Origin of the sequence: Pseudomonas sp. CM25 (assembly GCF_013179705.1) — a bacterium.
Lineage (GTDB): Bacteria > Pseudomonadota > Gammaproteobacteria > Pseudomonadales > Pseudomonadaceae > Aquipseudomonas.
In genome coordinates, this window is the sequence record NZ_JABMCW010000465.1 from 1 (window position 1) to 3,404 (window position 3,404).

The following is a 3,404-nucleotide window of genomic DNA, read 5'->3' on the forward strand; positions in this document are numbered from 1 at the left end:
GCCAGCCGATGCCGACAATCAGCAGAATCGCCCCCAGCCCCAGGCCCTTGCCGCCGCCAAAACGCATGCCGCCGCCACCGCCGCCTTCGCCCCGGGCATCGACCACGTTGTCGCTGCGTCGGCCTTTTCGCCATTCCATGAGTGCTCTCCCGAGCGTGAAACAAGAAGACAAAGATTAGTTCACTACGGCGACAGGTGTCAGGCAAAGGTGTTAATCCATAACCATCTGGTTATGTTTTGAATGCCTGATTTCAATATTCATCGCGCGCGACTTGTCCGAAACTGCAAGTCCGCCTGCCACGCCCAGGCGTTTACATAATTCCAAGAGAGGAAACCGGCATGCCTGCCCAGGACAACAGCCGCTTCGTGATCCGTGATCGCAACTGGCACCCGAAAGCCCTGACGCCTGATTACAAGACGTCCATTGCCCGTTCACCGCGCCAGGCACTGGTCAGTATTCCGCAGTCGATCAGTGAAACCACTGGCCCGGACTTTTCCCATCTGCGCTTTGGCGCCCACGACCATGACCTGCTGCTGAACTTTGACAACGGTGGCCTGCCGATCGGCGAGCGCATCATCGTCGCCGGCCGCGTCGTCGACCAGTACGGCAAGCCTGTGCCGAACACCCTGGTGGAAATGTGGCAGGCCAACGCCGGCGGCCGCTATCGCCACAAGAACGACCGCTACCTGGCACCGCTGGACCCGAACTTCGGCGGTGTTGGCCGTTGCCTGACCGACCAGGACGGCTACTACAGCTTCCGCACCATCAAGCCCGGCCCGTACCCATGGCGCAACGGCCCGAACGACTGGCGCCCGGCGCACATCCACTTCGGCATCAGCGGCCCGTCGATTGCCACCAAGCTGATCACCCAGCTGTACTTCGAGGGTGACCCGCTGATCCCGATGTGCCCGATCGTCAAGTCGATCGCCAACCCGCAAGCCGTGCAGCAGTTGATCGCCAAGCTCGACATGAGCAATGCCAACCCGATGGACTGCCTGGCCTACCGCTTCGACATCGTGCTGCGCGGCCAGCGCAAGACCCACTTCGAAAACTGCTGAGGAAACCGTCATGCCAATCGAACTGCTGCCGGAAACCCCTTCGCAGACCGCCGGCCCCTACGTGCACATCGGCCTGGCCCTGGAAGCGGCCGGCAACCCGACCCGTGATCAGGAAATCTGGAACCGCCTGGCCAAACCAGAGGCACCAGGCGAGCACATCCTGCTGATCGGGCATGTGTACGACGGTAATGGCCACCTGGTACGCGACTCGTTCCTGGAAGTGTGGCAGGCCGACGCCAACGGCGACTACCAGGACGCGTACAACCTGGAAAACGCCTTCAACAGCTTCGGCCGCACGGCTACCACCTTCGATGCTGGCGAGTGGACCATGCAAACGGTCAAGCCGGGTGTGGTGAACAATGCTGCCGGCGTACCCATGGCGCCGCACATCAACATCAGCCTGTTTGCCCGGGGCATCAACATTCACCTGCACACGCGCCTGTATTTCGATGACGAGGCGGCGGCCAATGCCAAATGCCCGGTGTTGAACCTGATCGAGCAGCCGCAGCGGCGTGAGACGTTGATCGCGAAGCGTTGCGAGGTGGACGGGAAGACGGCGTATCGCTTCGATATCCGCATTCAGGGGGAAGGGGAGACGGTGTTCTTCGACTTCTGAGTCAATGTTTGGGGCCGCTTTGCGGCCCATCGCCGGCAAGCCAGCTCCTCCACCGACCGCGCCGCCCTCAAGGCCTGTGCAGTATCTGTGGGAGCTGGCTTGCCGGCGATGCATCGGTCAGCGCCGAACCAGCAGGACCCCGCTTTCCATATGATGGGTATAGGGGAACTGGTCAAACACCGCACAACGCTCGATGCGGTGCGTGTCCTGCAACTGGGCAATGTTCGCCGCCAGCGTCTCCGGGTTGCACGAGATGTACAAAATGCGCTCGAACCGGCGGGTCAGCTCGCAAGTGTCCGGGTCCATCCCGGCCCGAGGCGGGTCGACGAACACCGTGCCGAACTCATAGCTTTTCAGGTCGATGCCTTCCAGGCGACGGAACGGCCGCACCTCATTCAGCGCCTGGGTCAGTTCCTCTGCCGACAACCGTACCAGCCGTACGTTATCCACAGCGTTCTCGTCGAGGTTGCTCAGCGCGGCATTGACCGAGGTCTTGCTGATCTCGGTAGCCAGCACCTGGCGCACGCGGGTCGCCAGCGGCAGGGTGAAGTTGCCGTTGCCGCAGTACAGCTCCAGCAGGTCGTCCTCACGCTCGCCAATGGCCTCGAAGGCCCAGCTCAGCATCTTCTGGTTCACTGCGCCGTTGGGCTGGGTGAACGCGCCCTCCGGCTGGCGGTAGCTGAACACACGGCCGGCCACGTCGAGTTTCTCCACCGCGTAGTCGCGGCCGATCACCAGGCGTTTGCCCTTGGAGCGCCCGATGACACTCACCCCCAGCGCCTCGGCCAACTGCCGTGCCGCCACTTCCCAGGCTTCGTCCAGCGGGCGGTGGTAGCACAGGGTGACCATGGCATCGCCAGCCAGGGTCGTCAGGAACTCCACCTGGAACAGGCGATTGCCCAGTTCTTCGCTGGCCTGCCAGGCCGCCTTCAGGCGCGGCATCAACTGGTTGATGCGCTGGCTGGCGATGGGGAAGTCGTCGATCAGGATCGCCTTGTGTTTATCGCCCGGGGCGAACATGGCGTAATGGCGCTGGCCGTCTTCGCGCCACAGGCGGAACTCGGCGCGCAGGCGGTAATGTTCGCGCGGCGAGTCGAAAACAGCCGGCTCCGGTGCGCCGAACGGCGCCAGCAGCTCGCGCAGCCGGGCTACCTTGGCATCCAGCTGGGTGGCGTAGGAGGAGGGGTCGAAAGCAGCACTCATGCGTTGAACCAGCCCAGCTTGATGACGAACAGGATGGAAAGGATCACCAGCGCCGGGTTCAGGTCGCGGTGGCGGCCCGAGATCAGCTTGACGGCGGTCCAGGAAATGAAGCCGAAAGCGATGCCGTTGGCGATCGAGTAGGTCAGCGGCATGGCCAGGGCGGTTACCACCACCGGCGCGGCTTCGGTGACGTCGTCCCAGTTTATTTCCGCCAGGCCCGAAGCCATCAGCACTGCGACGAACAGCAGCGCCGGGGCGGTGGCGAAGGCCGGCACGCTACCGGCCAGCGGGGCGAAGAACAGTGCCAGCAGGAACAATACCGCCACCACGATGGCAGTGAGGCCGGTGCGGCCACCGGCGCTCACGCCTGCCGCAGACTCAATGTAGCTGGTGGTGGTCGAGGTGCCCAGCAACGAGCCGGCCATGGCTGCGGTGCTGTCGGCAATCAGGGCGCGGCCCATCTTCGGCATGTGGCCGTCCTTGCCCATCAGGCCGGCGCGCTTGGCCACGCCGATCAGGGTACCGG

5 protein-coding genes are annotated in these 3,404 nt (G+C 63.6%); 2 read left to right on the forward strand and 3 right to left on the reverse strand.

The window, feature by feature from the left end:
* A partial coding sequence (locus HP546_RS31925; RefSeq protein ID WP_172232342.1) for a neutral zinc metallopeptidase occupies positions 1 to 139 on the reverse strand: 139 nt, incomplete at its 3' end.
* A gap of 200 nt (positions 140 to 339) precedes the next feature.
* Between HP546_RS31925 and pcaH the strand changes: the two genes are divergently transcribed.
* The gene (pcaH, locus tag HP546_RS27890) at positions 340 to 1,059 is read left to right on the forward strand and encodes a protocatechuate 3,4-dioxygenase subunit beta (protein WP_172232345.1); all 720 of its coding nucleotides are present in this window, start codon (positions 340 to 342) and stop codon (positions 1,057 to 1,059) included.
* A gap of 10 nt (positions 1,060 to 1,069) precedes the next feature.
* Positions 1,070 to 1,675, forward strand: a complete 606-nt coding sequence (gene pcaG, locus HP546_RS27895) for a protocatechuate 3,4-dioxygenase subunit alpha (RefSeq protein ID WP_172232348.1) — start codon at positions 1,070 to 1,072, stop codon at positions 1,673 to 1,675.
* A gap of 117 nt (positions 1,676 to 1,792) precedes the next feature.
* Here the strand turns inward: pcaG and trmA are convergent, their stop codons facing one another.
* A complete protein-coding gene (gene trmA, locus HP546_RS27900; RefSeq protein ID WP_172232350.1) occupies positions 1,793 to 2,878 on the reverse strand; it encodes a tRNA (uridine(54)-C5)-methyltransferase TrmA in 1,086 nt (361 codons plus the stop codon).
* Positions 2,875 to 3,404, reverse strand: a 530-nt coding sequence (locus HP546_RS27905; protein ID WP_172232353.1) for an NCS2 family permease, incomplete at its 5' end; no start/stop codon positions are given. The genes HP546_RS27905 and trmA, both read right to left, overlap by 4 nt.

Excerpts from the sequence above, each read along its gene's own strand:
- pcaH (WP_172232345.1), top strand. The coding sequence starts at position 340 with ATGCCTGCCCAGGACAACAGCCGCTTCGTGATCCGTGATCGCAACTGG.
- pcaG (WP_172232348.1), top strand. The coding sequence starts at position 1,070 with ATGCCAATCGAACTGCTGCCGGAAACCCCTTCGCAGACCGCCGGCCCC.
- trmA (WP_172232350.1), bottom strand. The coding sequence starts at position 2,878 with ATGAGTGCTGCTTTCGACCCCTCCTCCTACGCCACCCAGCTGGATGCC.